This is a genomic window from Rhizobium tumorigenes, from assembly GCF_003240565.2.
GTDB lineage: Bacteria > Pseudomonadota > Alphaproteobacteria > Rhizobiales > Rhizobiaceae > Rhizobium > Rhizobium tumorigenes.
This window is the reverse complement of sequence record NZ_CP117255.1, coordinates 3,429,537-3,446,263: the sequence shown is the minus strand read 5'-3', so window position 1 is coordinate 3,446,263 and position 16,727 is coordinate 3,429,537. Positions and strand designations below refer to the sequence as shown.

Sequence of the window (16,727 nt, the reverse complement as noted above, 5' to 3'; positions counted from 1 at the left end):
CATAGCGACAGGATATTCCCGTGACCGTTTCCCGCAATCTGCTGACTGACATAGAGGGTGTTTCCGTCGGCCACTGCACCGACCTAAAGCTCGGGTCCGGTGTCACCGTCATCGTCTTCGACGCACCGGCCGTTGCTTCCGGCACGGTGATGGGCGGCGCGCCCGGCGGGCGGGATACGGCGCTGCTCGACCCCTCGATGTCGGTGGGCACAGTGGATGCGCTCGTGCTGTCAGGCGGCTCTGCATTCGGGCTGGATGCAGCGGGCGGCGTGCAGGCAGGGCTTCGCGAAATTGGACGCGGATTGCAGGTCGGCACCACCCGCGTGCCGATCGTGCCGCAGGCGATCCTGATGGATCTGCTGAACGGAGGAGACAAGGACTGGGGCCTGCATTCCCCCTATCGCGACATGGGCTATCAGGCATTCGTCGCAGCGACCAAGGGCGAATTTGCCCTCGGAAGCGTCGGCGCCGGCACTGGGGCCACAACGGCAACGGTCAAGGGCGGCCTTGGCTCGGCGAGTGCTGTCACAAGCGGCGGACACCGAATTGCCGCGCTGGTCGCAGTGAATGCGCTGGGCACGCCCACCATCGGAGACGGTCCGCATTTCTGGGCCGCGCCATTCGAGGAGAACACCGAATTCGGAGGTCTTGGCATGCCTCCCGCCATTTCCACGGCAGACCGGGCAATGCGGTTGAAGGGGGTCAATATCACGGCAACCACCATCGGCGTCGTCGTCACGGATGCCATCGTCACCAAGGCGGAGGCACACCGGCTGTCGATCATGGCGCAGGACGGACTGGCTCGTGCCCTGTTGCCGGCCCATCTGCCATTCGACGGCGACACAGTCTTTGCAGCATCGACCGGCGCCCGGCCGATGGCAGGGATGATCGACTTTCTCGAACTCTGCCAGCTCTCGACGACGGTGATGGCACGCGCGATTGCACGTGGCGTCTATCAGGCAACTGCCCTGCCCTTCGCCGGCGCACAGCCTGCCTGGCGTGACCGGTTCGGGCCCGTGATTCACTGATGCTTGAGACGAGAATATATTACGTATGTCGAATTTTCAGATTTTCTAATTCTATTTTTAATTGTATGCAACCATTTCTATCGCTCATTCGTTGTAGTGTATGGATATGAAAATCTGGGAAGTCATGGTGACCGTCGAGGTTCCTAAAGCTGGTGAATTCAGGCACGTTGGAAGCGCGCTCGATGCCGTAGACTGCCTCTATTCCTGCTGGCCAGGCCCACAGGGAGATACCCATCGCATGGCTATCAACATCTGTCTTGCAGTGCTCGACAACGATAAGCCGACCAGCGCGTCACGCGAAGCCTTCATTGCTGCGGCCAAGGATGCAGATATTTTCGTCGACTACTGACGGGCAATCAATCCGGAAAGCGATAGACAACGTCACCGAAACGTCCAGTCGGGAATACATTAAATAGCCTGACCGGCGCATCCGTCTCATTCCTTAATCCGTGCACCGCATCGCCAGGAATAAGGTCACATGGCGGCATGCGGATGGTTCAGACACGCGGCATAGGCCGCGTGTCGTCTGCAAGGCTCAGGCCGGAAGCTGGAAGATGACATTTGCGGCGAGGACAACCGCAAGCCCTGCCGCCAGCGCCACGTATGGCAGGATACCGGCTTTCTTCACACCGAGATCCTGGCCGACGAGACCGAGATCCTCCATTGCGCCTTCCGGGAATTTTCCCCCGTCCCTGACGAAATGGCGGTAGGCAAACACCGGCAGGATCAGGGCTGCAAAGATGAAGCCGACCCAGAGCGCATTGGAATAGCCCCAGACCTTGGCGCCGGCGCCGAGAAATAGCGCGTTGACGAAGGCCAGTATCGTGTTGAGGCCGATCAGCCAGGTCGGCGCCTTCCAGGGGCGCTCGATATGGCCGCTGTCCATACGGTGGATCCAGCCAGCATTGAGATTGAGAAAATTGAAGATGATGTAACCGACGTTGGATACCGCCAGTACGAAGAAGTACCCGGCGGTGTCAGAGGCGATCGCCAGCAGGAACAGGTTGAAAGCAAAATCCGTCCACATGGCACGTGTCGGTGCGCCGTGCTCGTTGACGTGATCGAGATACTTCGGCAGCCAGCCGTCCTTCGAGCCTTGATAGAGCGTGCGCGAGGAGCCGGCCATTGCTGTCATGATGGCCAGGAAGAGCGCCATGATCATCAGGATAACCAGCAACTGCGTGACGATCTTGCCGCCATGCACCAGCCCGCCAAGCGCCTCGCCGACGCCCGTTCCATCGACGATCCCCGGTGCCAGCATGCCGGTCTGGCCGAGCACGGCCTGGAAGGTGAATGGAATAAGGAAGAAGAACAGGCAGCAGAGCAGGCCGGAGTAGAAGATCGCCTTGAACGTATCGGTCTTCGGATTTTTCAGTTCGCGCGTGTAGCAGACGGCGGTCTCAAAGCCGTAGGTCGACCAGGCGGCGATATAGAGGCCGCCAAGGAAGAGTGTCCAGCCGCCATTGCTCCAGGTGCCATCGACGCCGGAATAGGCAGCCGTCGGCGGCAGCAGGCCGGTGACGTTGAGCGTGTCGATCTGCCCGCTGAAGATCGGGTAGAGGCCGATGATCAGCAGCGGGACGAGAACGATGATGGCCAACCACTTCTGGACGCTGGCAGTGCCAAGAATTCCGCGGTGCTGGATGGCGAAGATGATCAGCATCAGAATGCCGCCGATGACGAAGGTGGCGTTGAGGCTGGCCTTGGCGAGGAACGGAATGTTGAAAGTCACCAGCGACCAGCTTCTGATCCATGGCGTATAGGCAGCGATGCCATCGGCGGACATCAGCGCGGAGATCGCGTCTGCCTGGGTCTTGCCGGTATTGGTCGCCAGCCATTCGGCAACCCTCGGGCTATCGGCCGTGATGCTGCCGGCATGGGCGGCGATCCAGGAGACGACAAGTTGCGAATCGGCGCCCGGGATCGGGAAGAGCGCATTGAGGATGTAGCCCGCAGCAATGGCGCAGCCGAGCGACAGGACCGGCGACCAGGCAAACCAGTTGCACCAGACGGATAGCGGCGCGATGAACTTCGAATAACGCAGCCAGGCGGTGGCGCCATAGACGGATGCGCCGCCGGACTTGTTGGCGAACATGCCGGCGATTTCGGCATAGGTGAAGGATTGCAGGAAGCCCATCACCATGGAGATGATCCAGACGACGAAGGCCAGCTTTCCAGTTGTGCCGGCAATGCCGCCGATAGAGAACAGCACAAGCGGCGGGACGCCGGCGGCAACCCAGAAGGCGCCCTTCCAATCCAGGGATCGGATCAGCCCGCCGCTTGACGCGGCTTCGGACCCTTCGGTTTCAACGAAAGCTACCATAGCAGTCTCCTCGACCAGTTTTTGCGTCGCGCGGTATGCGCGTTCCCTTGTCTTTTTGTTGGATCGTGGCGGCGCTTTTGTTCGGCAGGGCGCTTTTACAGCATCTCCTGATCGATCCCAGTCTCAAGCGGTCGCGTCACTTATTGCTCATAGTGAATTTTTTTTCATGAGGGTCAAGTCTCTCTTTGTGTTCCATCCCAAAATTTGGATATATAAGAATATGCAGATCAGGCGGCCGATGCTCGCCGGAGGTTCGAATGCCCCAGTCCGCCAGCGTATTGCCGCCGCCCCGCGCCAGCCGGATCATCAGACCCGGAATGCCCGCACTTGGGCCCGGCGGCGAGCGCTACCGGGTGAAGGGGCGCGGCTCGACCGTGATCAAGGTCAGCGCTGGCGACACAGTTGTCGTCACCGATACCGAAGGCGGCCAGCTCTGCGAGATCACATTCATCGACGGGGCAGGCCAGTTCAATGCGGCGGGCCTTGGCGTGGCGTTTTCGCGGACTGCATCAGGCCTACAGGATATCCTCTCCGAAGCTGGCGATAGCGCCAGCCGAACGCTCGCAGCGCTGAGGCGACGCGGCGCAGACCTCAGCAAGGCCGCTGCGCTGACGGTCTTCGGTGGCGGCTCTGCACCAGGGTCTTCGGCCGCACTGACCATGACAATGGATGGATTGCTGGTCGTCGCCGCACCCGGCGCTCCCATGGATTTCGATCGGCAGGACACATCGACGGCAATCTCTGTCATGGTACAGCGCGCACGCCTGTCGCGCAGCTACGAGGAGACGCTGCCGGAGCCTATGGCCGATCCGCTGCAGGACCTGCGCATCGCGGCGGCATCGGCATCTGCCTATTTTGTCCGCGCTGGCGAATTCATCCAGATTATCGATGTCGCCGGCCGCCAATGTACCGACTTCCAGGCGTTTGCAGCCCGCAAGGTGGACAAGGGGCTCGACCGGGCGATAGACGCCACGGTGACGAGGACGCTGCTCAGCCGCAGCTATCCGACACCCGGCCTGCCCTCGAAATGTTTCGACCGAGACTTCGAACCGCTTGTCGAAATCGTCCAGGATACCGTTGGAAGGCACGATGCCTTCGCCACGGCCTGCAATTCCCGCTACTACGACGACATGGGCTATCCCGGCCATGCCAATTGCACCGACAATTTCAATGACGCATTGTCGCCCTTTGGCATTGCTCCCCGCAAAGGCTGGGAGGCAATCAACTATTTCTACAACACCAACATTGACCACCAGAACCAGCTCTACCTCGACGAACCCTGGTCGCGGCCGGGCGACTATGTGCTGATGCGGGCACTGACCGATCTCGTTTGCGTCTCCTCGTCATGTCCCGACGATATCGATGCCGCCAACGGCTGGGACCCCACAGACATCCATGTTCGTACCTACTCCGCTGACCGAAAATTCTCTCGAGCCGTGGCGACCAGAATGACTCCCGATGCAGAGCCGGAAATGACCCAGGAAACTGCCTTCCATCCCCGCCTTTCGGCGATGACGCGCAATTACGCCGAATATCGCGGCTATTGGCTACCCAACCGCTTCAACAACGACGGACCGATCGAGGAATACTGGGCCTGCCGCGAACGGGCTGTGGTGATCGACCTGTCGCCACTGCGAAAATTCGAGATCACCGGGCCTGATGCCGAGGCCCTGCTGCAATATTGCATGACCCGCGACATCAGAAAGCTGTCTTCTGGTCAGGTCGTCTACACCGCCATGTGCTACGAAAACGGCGGGATGATTGACGACGGCACCGTCTTCCGACTGGCAGAGAACAATTTCCGCTTTATCGGCGGCGACGATTTCTCCGGTGTCTGGCTGCGCGAGCAGGCGGAAAAGATGGGCTTCAAAGCCTGGGTGCGCTCGTCCACCGACCAGATGCACAATATCGCCGTGCAGGGGCCGAGAAGCAGGGACATCGTTGCGGAAGTCGTCTGGACCGCGCCGACGCAGCCGGCGCTCTCCGAGCTCGACTGGTTCCGTTTCGCGATCGGCCGCATCGGTCATTTCGAAGGCGCACCGGTAGTGGTGTCACGAACCGGCTATACCGGCGAACTCGGCTACGAAATCTTTTGTCATCCGAAGGATGCCATCGCCGTGTTCGATGCCGTCTGGGAAGCCGGTCAGAAGCATGGCATCAAGCCAATGGGGCTCGAGGCGCTCGACATGGTGCGCATCGAAGCCGGACTGATCTTCGCGCATTACGAATTCTCAGACCAGACCGATCCCTTTGAAGCCGGCATCGGTTTTACCGTGCCGCTGAAGTCGAAGACGGAGGATTTCATCGGCCGCACCGCACTGCTTGCCCGCAAGGAAAATCCCCGCTACCGGCTGGTCGGCCTCGATATCGACGCCAACGAGACGGTTGGCCATGGAGATACCGTGCATATCGGGCGGGCGCAGGTGGGTGTCGTCACCAGCGCGACACGCTCGCCGCTATTGAAGAAGACCATTGCCCTGGCGCGGATGGACGTGGTGCACGCCGGGATCGGGACCGAGGTGGAGATCGGCAAGCTAGATGGCCAGCAGAAGCGCCTTCCGGCTGTCATCGTGCCGTTTGCCCATTACGATCCGCAGAAGCTGAAGCCACGCTCGTGAGGAGCGCGTTTGTGGGCAGATCAGAGCCAGGAGCCGGCGACGTCATCCGCTTTTACGCCAAAATTAAGGGCGGTCGCGACATAGGATGCGAGCGCTCCCTCAGGGCGCGAGATAGCCGAACAACAAGGCGGCAATCGTAAGTACGATAATGAGCAGCAACGGCCATGGCACAAAGCGCTGCTCAATATGACGACAGAGCGCAACGACGGGTTTAAAAGGGTTCATCAATTGCTCCGCTCGCCAGACAATGCTGCATGCTGGACATTTTCAATGCCCTGCCACAGCGGCAGGCCGATCGACTCCGACACCGACGGGTCAGCGGTAAAAACGGGATAACCCTGTTGCATCAGTCTCACAAGAATCTCCTGATCCATTCGAACATGCTGACGCGACAAATTCACCTGGTTGTAGGCATGTCCGCCCGAGTTCGGATTGATACCGGTGATGATCACTGCCTTGGCGCCGTTATATAGGGCAAAGAGCACCGCGTTGATACCATTGGAACACTTGGAATCCGTATCCATCTCGCAGCTCTTGCGGCCGACAACCCTGTCCAGCAGAGCCATTCGCTCGTACCGATCGACGATCGTCAGCGTGCGCGGTTTGTAATTGAAGGCCTGCAAGCCCCTCTCGAGCCTTTCGCGCTCATCCTTGCGCCAGAGCAGGACGAACAAGTTTCCTGTCCGCTTGCCGTTGAGCACGCGACGGACCTCTACAGCATTGGTGTTGGTGCCCTCGATCTGGTTGAATTGCACGAAGGTAACATCCGGCTCCTCGATGCCCCAGGCCTCGGTCACCGCCTGCGAACCGTTGATCGTCACGACACGAAACCTGTCGTCGAAATCGGCCGGTTTATGGGACACCGGCGCAGAGCCGACGACAAGCACGGGGCCTTGGAAGCGCGGTGTAACTGTCGGCGGCAACGGGCGTGTCAGCCGGTATTTGATGTTCCGGTAGAGAAGTTTTTTGAGGTCGGAAAATGAGCCAGGCATAGCCATCTTTTTCGGGAAGGATACCGTCTCAGCGCCGCTTTAGAAGGCGCGGCCGCAGACGACGGAAAAAATTGTCGATGTCGCGGATGACATTGGTGAGGGATATGAGCTTGTCGATCTCGGCATTGGCATTGCCGAGGCGCTCGGACAAGACATCGGCAATCGCCATCGAAATTTCCGACGACGGAATGTCCGGGAAACGCTTTGCCAAGGCTGCGTAGGCATTTCGCGAGACGCCGCCATGGACAGAGATTTTCCCCATGCGCGCAAAAAGTCGCAGGAAGACTTGCTCGAAACTCCAGTCGTGGACGGAAACCACCTTCCATTGCTGGCTGCGACGCGCGGAAAATCCGGCAAGGACAATTGTGCCCGGCAGCTTCAGGTCGCTCAGCCAAAGGGCAATGGCAAAGCCGCTGGTAGGCACCTTGTCTTCCGGATAGAAATCGTTGCAGAAGCCGCTCAGATCGAGATGGCCGGTGGGCGTGTTTTCAAATTCGGCGGCGGTGTTCAATTTTTCCTCGGCGTTAAGCCGAATGTTCATGATGCCGAGGAAACGCTCCTGAGGGAAAAACTTGACGACCTCGCCGACTTCGCGCCGATATACGATGTTGGCGCCCTTGGCGCTGCCACGCGATATCAAAAGCGCATTGCCGTGAAAGGGTGCGTCCAGCACCTTGTAGACCTTGTTGAAAAACACGAAGAGGGTGCTGGGCGGATATTGCTTCTGAAGCCCGGCGATATCGACCGTATCGCTGTTGGCGACCAGCACGACATGCGAGAAGGCCGCGAAAATCGCTTGCCAATCCTTGACTTCGCTGATGCCTGAAAGAGAGCCGGCTGCTGGCAGGGAACTGCCAGGCGCCTGTTCATGGCCTGAAACGGGTTCCACGAATGCTTATTTCTGCTGAACGGAAAGGACGCGGTCGCGCATCGCGAACCATTCTTCCGAGTAATCGTCGTTGCGGTATTCGTCGAAATAGGGACCGCCGTCGGTGAAGTGGACGATCTTCGCATCAGGGCGGTGATCGTATTCGTTGACCAGATAATTCCAGGTTACCGGCAGTTCGCCGATCTGGTCATCGCTTTCCAGCCATTTGAACTGGTGCAGTTCGAGGCCGGTCGCTGTGTTGACGAATTCCTTCGTCAGCGCGCGGCATTTGGCGTTGTTGAACATGATCAGGCTGGACCAGTTTTTCTTCTGATACTTGGTCTGGGTCTGGCCAAGAAACTTGGTTTCAACCTTAGGCTGGTAATCGTGCTTGACGCACATCGCCGCATAGCGGTCGTCGCGCAGGTTCCAAAGCTCGGCTATGTCGGTGCGCGCCAGCATGTCGCAATCCATGAAGATGCTCCAGCCTTCATAGTTGCAGAGATGCGGCACCAGAAAGCGCGAGAAGGAAAACTCGGTCGACTGCAGGGCATTGCGTTCGCGGGTAAAGAGATCGCCGAGATTGCTGAGCACGATCGGCGAGAACGCCACCGGAATGGATGAATGTTCGATGATGCTCTGCGTGAGAACGTGGTAGGCTACGACTTCCTTGGAATCGAAGCCGACGAAAATACGCGCTAAATTGTCGATCATGATCTCTCCGCTATCGTCCATGTGTCAGGTGCCGAGCCGAAAAGCCTTCACCTGCCCGAAACAACAGATGTTGTCACGTGGGCGCTGTTATCAAAACTACGGCCTGATGCTTGTAACTCCCGCTTTCGAAAGTCAAGTTGCAGCTCCGACGCGAAATAGGACGCTGATCGCATTTGTCGACAGAATTGCGACGCTATTTTGTTAGGAAGCATCATCAGCAGCGCGACTTGCCCCAAGAGCCCGGCAGGCGGATATGCTGTCACGACCGCGCTGCGATTCGGCAGCCCCAGTCGCATAAAAGAGGGCTAGATGGGTTGGTTCAAGTCGGCAAAGCCGCTAACACGAAGGCTCACGATCTTACCGCCGGTGCCGTTTCCGGACAGAAACGGCATTGCGATCATGGCCTGCGTCAAGAACGAGGCAGCCTATATCGAAGAGTGGGTCCGCTTCCACCGTGCCGTTGGCGTGCGCCATTTCTATATCTATGACGACGGTTCTACGGATGGCACGCAGGCGCTTCTGTTGGATCTCCTTCCAACCGATGCCCTGACGATCGTTCCGTGGATCGCACGCATATCGGACGCGGCGAGTGGCCAGTTATTGAATGGCCAGGCGATTGCCTTTGCTCACGCTATTCTCAACTTCGGTAGCCGATACAGCCGCATGGCATTCATCGACGTCGATGAATTCCTGTTGCCCAAACAGGGGTCAACCATCGAGCAGGCCCTGGAAGGCGCCGGCGGCTTTCCGAATGTCTCCCTGCCCTGGCATATGTTCGGGACATCGGGTCATGCCGTAAAGCCGGAGGGACCGCTGCTTTCCAACTACACGATGCGCGGTGCAGATCCGCTGACACGGCAGGAAAACGTTTCCAACTTCAAATGCATCGTCGATCCCTGCGAAGTGGTCGAAGTCAGCGTCCACCAATTCCGGACGCGCCAGCATGGAGAGCTCACCGTCAACGATGCGGGCCAGCAATTCACCCGCTCCGGCCGCAAATCGCCGGCCTTCTATTCCAATCGCTTCCTGCAGCTCAACCACTACTATAGCAAATCACGCGCCGAACTTCAGGCCAAGGTAACGCGCGGATGGTCCTATGATGCGGAGCGGACGAAATACGAGCGCAAGGTCTTCGGTGTCGTCGAGGCGATCGAAAAAGACGCCGTCGAAGACCGGGCAATGGTCGATTTCGTGGCGCGACATAGCATTGCATTGAGCTAGTACCGGCGTCGGCGTCTTGGCCTCGAGGTTGATTTCCTGTAGCGTTCGTTCAGACGAAGAACTGAGCCGGGCTGAAATTGGCAATTTTTTGCGAGCAATTCCGGTAACTTGCTCACTGAGCGGCGCCAGATATCGCGGTGTTTGCGATGGTGGCCGGTGTGCGCGGGAACACGAAAGAGGGCCTATATGGCGTATGATGTCGCTGTCGTTGGCTCGGGGTTTTCGGCTATAGCCGTGACGATCAATCTGCTCAGGCTGCTGCCATCATCGGCACGTGTCGCCGTGGTAGGAGACGATCCGGGGTTCGGGCGCGGGACTGCTTACAGAACGGAATTCTATCTACACCGCCTGAATGTGCCGGCGGGTCGCATGAGCGTGTTCCCGGACGAACCGGACGATTTCGTCGTATGGCTGCGCGCCGAGAACCGGCTGGTCGATACCCACGACTTCGCCTCGCGTGGGGATTACGGGCGTTATCTGCGCGATCGGCTGGCTGCATTATTGCGCGACAGACCGAACCGTGCCGGCGTCGATTTCATCAAGGCGAAGGCAAGGGCCTGCGTCGAGTGCGAGACCTCAGGCGTGATCTTCCATCTCGACAACCATACGGAAATGACCGCACGCAACGTCGTCCTCTGTCTCGGCGTCGGAAATGCGGAGCTGCCGCTTGGATCGGGCAGCCTCGATGCTGCCGCAAAACCCAGGATCGTGCGCAACCCATGGCGGCTGGGCTGGCTTTCGAAGGTCGCGCCTTCGGACGAGATGTGCATTCTCGGCTCGGGCCTCACCATGGTCGACCAGGTGCTTGCGCTCAGGGCGCATGGGCATCGTGGACCGATCCATCTGCTTTCGCGGCGCGGGTTGCTGCCGCATTCGCACCGCGCCGGGCATCATTCTCCGGCGAAACCGGACCTTCCGACAGACACGATGGCGATGAGTGTCGTCCTGCACGCGCTGCGACGGCAGGTGCGCGATGGAACGGACTGGCGCGACGTGATGGACGGCCTGCGCTCGCAGACCCAGTCGCTCTGGCAGAGGCTGGACAAAGACCAGCGGGCGCGGTTTCTACGCCACGCACTTGCCTGGTGGAATATTCACCGCCACCGTATCGCGCCTGCGGTGTTCAGGGAGTTCGATGGATTGGTGAAAGACGGGACGGTAACGGCGCATGCAGGGTTTCTGCAGGCGATCCGCCAGACGGAGGTCGGACTGGACATTCACTACCGGCCACGCGGCCGCCAGGAAGAGGCCTGCTTGCGCGCAGACTGGATCGTTAACTGCACGGGCATGGAGCGGGCCGGCGTTGCCCATTCGCCGCTGCTGCGCGAAATGCTGGAGAAAGGCATGATTGCCGCAGATGAACTAGGGCTTGGGATCGTCGTTGACCGACATTCGCAAGTGCTCGATGCCAGCGGTCGTCCACAGGACGGGCTGTTTGCAATCGGCGCGCTGACAGCAGGGCAATTCTGGGAGATCACGGCGGTGCCCGATATCCGCATGCAGGCACGGGACGTGGCAAGGTCCATCGCCGGTGTTGAGGGGTAGTCTTCAGATCGGCGCGCCAACGGCGGTGGTGGTGGTGGTAGCGCTGAAATAAATGCGGCGTCGATCGCTCAACGGCAACACAGGTTTTCCTGTCCTTGCGCCAACAACAGATGATCGTGCTTGGCATAGGGATCTCCCATTTGCGATTGTCTCCGCGTGAAGGGGCGGAAAGCCCCGCGATTTTGACGGGACGAAACAATGACCAAGACATTCAAATTCAATCTTTTGACCTCCAGCCTGTCGCGTCGCGCTGGCCTTGCCGCGATGATCGCGTCGGCGGCAGCCATCATTGGCTTTGCGGCCTTGCCGCAGTCGAGCCTGGCTGCAGACAAGTCGATCAAGGTCGGTATCATGAGTGGCGAGGACGAGGACGTCTGGCGTGTGGTGACCGCCGAGGCAGCCAAGAAGGGCCTGAAGATCGAGACGGTAGCCTTTAACGACTACACCCAGCCGAACGAGGCGCTGGAGCGTGGCGAGATCGATGCCAATGCCTTCCAGCACCAGCCCTACCTCGACAACCAGATCAAGACGCACGGCTACCACATCGTCCGCGTCGGCTTTACCGGCGTCTGGCCGATCGGTCTCTACACCAAGAAATACAAGTCGGTCGGCGAGATACCGAATGGCGCCGTGATCGGCGTGCCGAACGATCCGTCGAACGAGGGCCGCGCCCTGCGCGTGCTGCAGACCGCCGGCCTGATCAAGCTCAAGGACGGCACCGGGATTCTGGCAACCGTCGCCGACGTGTCCGAGAACCCCAAGAAAATCGAGATCAAGGAGCTCGATGCCGGCATCGTCGGCCGCTCGATCGACGATCTAGATGCGGCTGTCGTTAATACCGACTGGGCGCTGAAGAGCGGCCTGTCGGCCGATGACCGCATTACCCAGGAGCCTGTCTCCGACAACCCCTACCGCAATTTCATCGCCGTCAAGCAGGGCAACGAGAACCAGGAATGGGTGAAGACGCTGGTCGCATCCTACCAGAACCCTGACGTCAAGGCCGAGTTCGACAAGGTCTACAAGGGCACCGGCATCAGCGCCTATTGATATCTGCGCGACATCAGCTATCGACCAAGGCGGCCCGGATCATTCCGGGCCGCCTTGACGTGAAGGCATGAAGGAAAAGACAATGAACGATATTCCGACCGCGGCTGAGGCGCAGTCGCTAGCAACCACAGAGGAGGTTGTCCGGCTGACAGACGTCGCCCGTCGCTTTGGCACCACGCCGGCGCTGGACGGCATTTCGCTCACCGTCCATCGCGGAGAGATCCTCGGCATCATCGGTCGCAGCGGCGCCGGCAAATCGACGCTCATCCGTTGCCTCAATGGACTGGAGCGAGCCGACAGCGGAGGGATCGAGATCGAAGGCCGCGACATCACCGGACTGGCGGAGCAGGATCTGCAGCCGATGCGCCGGCGGATCGGCATGATCTTCCAGCATTTCAACCTGCTTTCTGCAAAGACCGTCGAGGAAAACGTCGCACTGCCGCTGAAGATCGAAGGCATCGGCAGGGGGGAGCGTCTGAAGCGCGCCGGTGAACTTCTGGATCTCGTCGGCCTGGCAGACAAGGCGAAGGCCTATCCCTCGGAGCTCTCCGGCGGCCAGAAGCAGCGGGTCGGGATCGCCCGGGCGCTGGCAGCACGACCGGCACTGCTTCTCTCCGACGAGGCCACCTCGGCGCTCGATCCGGAAACCACGCGGGCCATACTGGCGCTGCTCAAGGACATCAATCAGAAGCTCGGCCTGACAATCCTGCTGGTCACTCACGAGATGGAGGTCGTCCGCTCAGTTGCCGACCGCGTGGCCGTCATCGATGCCGGCCGGATCGTCGAGGAGGGCCGTGTCTGGTCTGTCTTCTCGGATCCGCAGCAGCCGATCACCCAGAGCCTGCTCGAAGGCATTCGCCCGCAGCTGCCGGATCATATCCTGCAGCGCCTTTCTCCGACATCGGGGACGGAAGCGATCATCAGCGTCGATGTTGCCGGACCCGCAGCGCAGGGAGCCGTCTTCAACGACCTGTCGACGGCACTGCCGAACTCCTACCGGCTGGTGCATGGCGGGATAGACCATATCCAGAACCAGCCGGTGGCACGGTTCTTCATTGCCGTGCCAACCGAAAATCCGGCGCTGGCCGGCGACGTGCAACAATTTCTAAAAGCCCGCTCGGCGCGGGTGGAGGTGCTTGGCTATGACACCGATCATGCTTGAACTGCTCGGCCGCTCCATCTGGGAGACGATAGTCATGACTGTCGCCTCGGGGCTGATTTCCCTCATCGTCGGCCTGCCGCTCGGGCTGGCGCTGGTGACGACGGGGAAAGGCGGCATCGCCGAACATCGCTGGATCAACAGCATTCTCGGCGCCATCATCAACGGCTTCCGGTCCGTGCCTTTCATTATCCTGCTGGTGGCATTGATACCTCTGACACGGCTGATCGTCGGTACGGCGCTCGGAACGACGGCTGCCATCGTGCCGCTCGCCATCGCGGCTATCCCGTATTACGCACGCATTGCGGAAGTATCGCTACGCGAGGTCGATCACGGACTGATCGACGCCGTGCGGGCGATGGGCGGAAACCGCTGGACAATCGTCCGCGAGGTGCTGGTGCCGGAAGCGATGCCGGGCCTGGTTGCTGGCTTCACGGTGACGCTGGTTACGCTGATCGGCGCGTCGGCCATGGCCGGTGCGATCGGTGCCGGCGGGCTTGGAGACCTTGCCATCCGCTACGGCTACCAGCGGTTCGAGACCAGTGTGATGGTCGCCGTGGTTGCCGTGCTGATCGTCATCGTCTGCGCCATGCAGTGGTTCGGCGACCGGCTGGTCGCCAAACTCGACCACCGCTGAGATCAGCGCGTCGCTAGGCGGCGGGTGAACCTTCTTCGTCCGGCCGCGCACGCGCGCCGGGCGGCATCCAGCCGCGCTCCGTCCTGTCGTGCAGGGCGCTTCGGTCGCCGAGCATGGCGGCATCGAGGATTTCGCCGATCTCCTTTGACCGGGCGATGTATTCGGGGTTGTTGAAGACCTCGATATCCTCTCTCCACAGGGGCGCCAGCTGGCGAAGGCCCCATCGGTCCTGCTTGACGAAGACAGCCTTGCTCTTCTCGACTTCGTAGGCGTGCATGCCGAGCGCCGACAGGGCGTAACCGCCGGCCCGCACCGAACTGTCGAACATTTCCCGCACAATGTCGTTCGCACCGGCCTGGTAGAGACGGTAGACGTGTCCACGGTCGAAGGCGCGGGCAATGATGTGCAGCTGCGGATTTTCCCGGCGCGCATGCTTGACGATCTCTATGGTCCGCTCGACATCGTCGATCGCGACGATCAGCAGCTTGGCGCTCGACAGACCTGCTGCGTGCAGCAGATCCGGACGCCCGGCATCTCCGAAAAACGACCGCACACCGAACTTGCGCACGCCTTCGACGACATCGGCCCGGTGGTCGAGAACCACGGTCTTGTAGCCATTGGCCAGCAGCAGCCGATTGATGATCTGGCCAAAACGCCCGACGCCGGCAATGATGACCGAACCCGGCTCGGTGATCTCGTCAGCTTCTTCCGCCTGCTGCCTGTTGTAGCGTGGCAGGATGACCTTATCGAGCATGATGAAGAGGGCCGGTGTCAGCATCATGGACAGGGCGACCACCAGCAGCAGGACCGCAGCGACATCCGGTGGAAGAACGGCATTCTGTACGGTGAAGGACAGGAGGACGAAGCCGAACTCGCCCGCCTGCGCCAAGCCGAGCGCGAACAGCCATTTGTCGGAGCCGCGCAGCTTGAAGGACTGCGCCAGGCCATAGAGCACGCCGACCTTGACTGCCATCAGCGCCACCGTCAGGCCCAGGACGACGCCGAGGTGTGCCCATAGCAACGCAAAATCGATACTGGCCCCGACGGTGATGAAGAAAAGGCCGAGCAGCAGGCCCTTGAAGGGCTCGATGTCGCTCTCCAGCTCGTGCCGGAATTCGCTGTTGGCCAGCACCACGCCGGCCAGGAAGGTGCCGAGCGCCGGCGACAGGCCGACGACAGACATCAACAGGGCAATGGCGATGACCAGCAGCAAGGCTGCCGCCGTGAAAATCTCGCGCAGCTTTGCGGCGGCGATGATCCTGAAGATGGGCCGAGAAAGGTAGTGGCCGGCGACGACGACAAAGGCAACGGCGGCCAAGGTGATGATCGCCACCTGCCATGCCGGGAGTCCGGCGAGCAGACTGACGCTTTCATGGTTGCCGGAGGCTGCAGCCACTTCCTGCGCATGATGACTGAGTTCCGGCAGGGCCAGTAGCGGAATGAATGCCAGCATCGGGATGACGGCGATATCCTGGAACAGCAGGACGGAAAAGCTTGCCTGGCCACCGTCAGATTTCAGAAGGCCCTTTTCCCCGAGCGTCTGCAATACGATTGCGGTCGACGAAAGGGAGAAAATCAAGCCCACAGTGAGTGCTACGCTCCACACCTGACCAAACGCCATGCCAATCGCTGTGACGATCGCCGCAGTGCCGACAACCTGAAGACCGCCGAGGCCGACCAGCTTTGCCCGCATTTCCCAGAGCGCGCGCGGCTGCAGCTCGAGCCCGACAAGGAACAACATCATGACGACGCCGAACTCCGCAAAATGCTGCAGATCCTTCGTCTCGTTGCCAATCAGGTGAAAGACCGGGCCGATGAGCACACCAGCAATGAGGTAACCCAGCACCGAACCGAGGCCGAGGCGCTTGGCGACCAGCACCGAAACGACGGCGGCGAGAAGATAGACGAAAGCCTGGAAGACAAATCCGCTCATTGCGCGCCACCTCGAATGGGAAGAGTATCATGGTGCAGCACATCGACATGGCGCGCCGCCTCGTAGTCGAACCGATCGTCGCGCAGCGATTCCAGCAACGCGCGGTAGTCCGCCACGTGTTGCACCCCTCGCCCGCCAGAAGCACCTTTACCCGCCGAAAACAGCACAAAGGGTGCGACGAACTCCATCTGGCAAAGGTTCGCCGTCTGCTCGAGTGGAGACAGGAGAGTGCGGAAGCCGAAATGATTGCGTCCCTGCGGATGATAGGCTTGCTCATCCCCGCCGGCCGTTGCGGCCACCATGAAGCGCTTGCCCTTCAGTCGATCTCCGTCGTGCCCATAGGCAAAACCGTATTCCAGCACCAGATCCTGCCATTCCTTCAGAAGAGACGGCGTCGAATACCAGTAGATCGGGAACTGCAGAACCAGAACATCATGCTCCAGCAGCCGCGTCTGTTCCAGGTCTATATCGATATTGAAGGTTGGGTATTCAGCATAGAGATCTACGAAGGTGATGCCTTCAATGGACCGCGCGGTCTTCGCCATTGCGACGTTGATCTTCGAATGGCGCTGGCCGGGATGAGCAAACAGGACGAGCACGCGGACCATGGAACCTCGGTGGGCAAGTGCGAGAAAGGGAGCG

Annotated in this window: 15 protein-coding genes; 8 read left to right on the top strand and 7 right to left on the bottom strand. The window is 60.2% G+C overall.

Annotation, left to right across the window (positions count from 1 at the left end):
• Positions 1–20: 20 nt before the first annotated feature.
• Together PR017_RS16745 and PR017_RS16740 are read left to right on the top strand one after the other, a co-directional pair.
• On the top strand, positions 21–1,028 hold the full coding sequence (locus PR017_RS16745; protein ID WP_111216055.1) for a P1 family peptidase: 1,008 nt from the start codon (positions 21–23) through the stop codon (positions 1,026–1,028).
• Positions 1,029–1,134: 106 nt separating this feature from the next.
• Positions 1,135–1,377, top strand: coding sequence for a DUF982 domain-containing protein (locus tag PR017_RS16740; protein ID WP_206423103.1), 243 nt, complete (start codon positions 1,135–1,137; stop codon positions 1,375–1,377).
• 186 nt (positions 1,378–1,563) lie between these two features.
• On the opposite strand, the gene PR017_RS16735 is transcribed toward PR017_RS16740, so the two are convergent.
• A complete protein-coding gene (locus tag PR017_RS16735; RefSeq protein WP_111216052.1) occupies positions 1,564–3,351 on the bottom strand; it encodes a trimethylamine N-oxide permease in 1,788 nt (595 codons plus the stop codon).
• Positions 3,352–3,608: 257 nt separating this feature from the next.
• On the opposite strand from PR017_RS16735, the gene PR017_RS16730 reads away from it, so the two are divergent.
• Positions 3,609–5,969: a trimethylamine N-oxide demethylase gene (locus tag PR017_RS16730; protein WP_111216050.1), complete on the top strand. Its 2,361-nt coding sequence runs from the start codon at positions 3,609–3,611 to the stop codon at positions 5,967–5,969.
• 99 nt (positions 5,970–6,068) lie between these two features.
• Here the strand turns inward: PR017_RS16730 and PR017_RS16725 are convergent, their stop codons facing one another.
• From PR017_RS16725 to PR017_RS16710, 4 genes are read right to left on the bottom strand one after another with little or no spacing between them, the layout of a single operon-like run.
• Positions 6,069–6,194: a hypothetical protein gene (locus tag PR017_RS16725; protein ID WP_275113003.1), complete on the bottom strand. Its 126-nt coding sequence runs from the start codon at positions 6,192–6,194 to the stop codon at positions 6,069–6,071.
• Complete coding sequence (locus PR017_RS16720) at positions 6,194–6,961, bottom strand: membrane-anchored protein (protein WP_111216049.1); 768 nt, start codon at positions 6,959–6,961, stop codon at positions 6,194–6,196. The genes PR017_RS16725 and PR017_RS16720 overlap by 1 nt, the downstream gene beginning before the upstream one ends.
• 28 nt (positions 6,962–6,989) lie before the next feature.
• Positions 6,990–7,850, bottom strand: a complete 861-nt coding sequence (locus PR017_RS16715; RefSeq protein ID WP_161959272.1) for a 3-deoxy-manno-octulosonate cytidylyltransferase — start codon at positions 7,848–7,850, stop codon at positions 6,990–6,992.
• Positions 7,851–7,856: 6 nt separating this feature from the next.
• Positions 7,857–8,543, bottom strand: a complete 687-nt coding sequence (locus PR017_RS16710) for a glycosyltransferase (protein ID WP_161959271.1) — start codon at positions 8,541–8,543, stop codon at positions 7,857–7,859.
• A gap of 309 nt (positions 8,544–8,852) precedes the next feature.
• Between PR017_RS16710 and PR017_RS16705 the strand changes: the two genes are divergently transcribed.
• The 5 genes from PR017_RS16705 to PR017_RS16685 all read left to right on the top strand — a co-directional run bounded on the left by PR017_RS16705 (position 8,853) and on the right by PR017_RS16685 (position 14,152).
• Positions 8,853–9,764, top strand: coding sequence for a glycosyltransferase family 92 protein (locus PR017_RS16705; RefSeq protein WP_111216047.1), 912 nt, complete (start codon positions 8,853–8,855; stop codon positions 9,762–9,764).
• A 186-nt stretch (positions 9,765–9,950) separates the two neighbouring features.
• A complete protein-coding gene (locus PR017_RS16700) occupies positions 9,951–11,309 on the top strand; it encodes an FAD/NAD(P)-binding protein (protein WP_111216045.1) in 1,359 nt (452 codons plus the stop codon).
• Positions 11,310–11,507: 198 nt separating this feature from the next.
• Positions 11,508–12,356, top strand: a complete 849-nt coding sequence (locus tag PR017_RS16695) for a MetQ/NlpA family lipoprotein (RefSeq protein WP_111216043.1) — start codon at positions 11,508–11,510, stop codon at positions 12,354–12,356.
• Between the two features lie 82 nt (positions 12,357–12,438).
• Positions 12,439–13,518, top strand: coding sequence for a methionine ABC transporter ATP-binding protein (locus PR017_RS16690; protein WP_111216041.1), 1,080 nt, complete (start codon positions 12,439–12,441; stop codon positions 13,516–13,518).
• The gene (locus PR017_RS16685) at positions 13,499–14,152 is read left to right on the top strand and encodes a methionine ABC transporter permease (RefSeq protein ID WP_111216040.1); all 654 of its coding nucleotides are present in this window, start codon (positions 13,499–13,501) and stop codon (positions 14,150–14,152) included. The genes PR017_RS16690 and PR017_RS16685 overlap by 20 nt, the downstream gene beginning before the upstream one ends.
• Positions 14,153–14,165: 13 nt before the next feature.
• On the opposite strand, the gene PR017_RS16680 is transcribed toward PR017_RS16685, so the two are convergent.
• Entirely contained in the window at positions 14,166–16,085 is a 1,920-nt protein-coding gene (locus PR017_RS16680; RefSeq protein ID WP_111216038.1) for a monovalent cation:proton antiporter-2 (CPA2) family protein, read from the bottom strand.
• Positions 16,082–16,693: an NAD(P)H-dependent oxidoreductase gene (locus PR017_RS16675; RefSeq protein WP_111216037.1), complete on the bottom strand. Its 612-nt coding sequence runs from the start codon at positions 16,691–16,693 to the stop codon at positions 16,082–16,084. Before PR017_RS16675 ends, PR017_RS16680 begins: the two co-directional genes overlap by 4 nt.
• Positions 16,694–16,727: the final 34 nt, after the last annotated feature.